The sequence below is a fragment of the Corynebacterium sp. HMSC075D04 genome (assembly GCF_001815635.1).
GTDB classification, from domain to species: Bacteria; Actinomycetota; Actinomycetes; order Mycobacteriales; family Mycobacteriaceae; genus Corynebacterium; species Corynebacterium coyleae.
Map to the genome: position 1 here is coordinate 1 of NZ_KV821326.1, position 628 is coordinate 628.

Below are 628 nucleotides of genomic sequence, written 5' to 3' on the forward strand. Positions count from 1 at the left end.
TTTCCCTTTGTGGTTGGTGTACAGGTGGTGCATGGTTGTCGTCAGCTCGTGTCGTGAGATGTTGGGTTAAGTCCCGCAACGAGCGCAACCCTTGTCTTATGTTGCCAGCACGTGATGGTGGGGACTCATGAGAGACTGCCGGGGTTAACTCGGAGGAAGGTGGGGATGACGTCAAATCATCATGCCCCTTATGTCCAGGGCTTCACACATGCTACAATGGTCGGTACAACGCGTTTGCGAGCCTGTGAGGGTGTGCTAATCGCTGAAAGCCGGCCTTAGTTCGGATTGGGGTCTGCAACTCGACCCCATGAAGTCGGAGTCGCTAGTAATCGCAGATCAGCAACGCTGCGGTGAATACGTTCCCGGGCCTTGTACACACCGCCCGTCACGTCATGAAAGTTGGTAACACCCGAAGCCAGTGGCCTGTCATGGGAGCTGTCGAAGGTGGGATCGGCGATTGGGACGAAGTCGTAACAAGGTAGCCGTACCGGAAGGTGCGGCTGGATCACCTCCTTTCTAAGGAGCTTTTATTTTTCGCCCACAGTTGTGGGTGTGGTGGTTGAGTATCCGAGTGTGGTACTGCCACCTGTTTGTTTTAAAAATGTCCGGGTGGAGACACACCCAACCA

At 54.5% G+C, this 628-nt stretch carries 1 rRNA gene; it reads left to right on the forward strand.

Features of this window, described 5'->3' with window-relative positions:
- Positions 1 to 516: ribosomal RNA gene (locus HMPREF3048_RS04105) — 16S ribosomal RNA — on the forward strand; the annotation flags it as partial.
- Positions 517 to 628 lie beyond the last annotated feature (112 nt).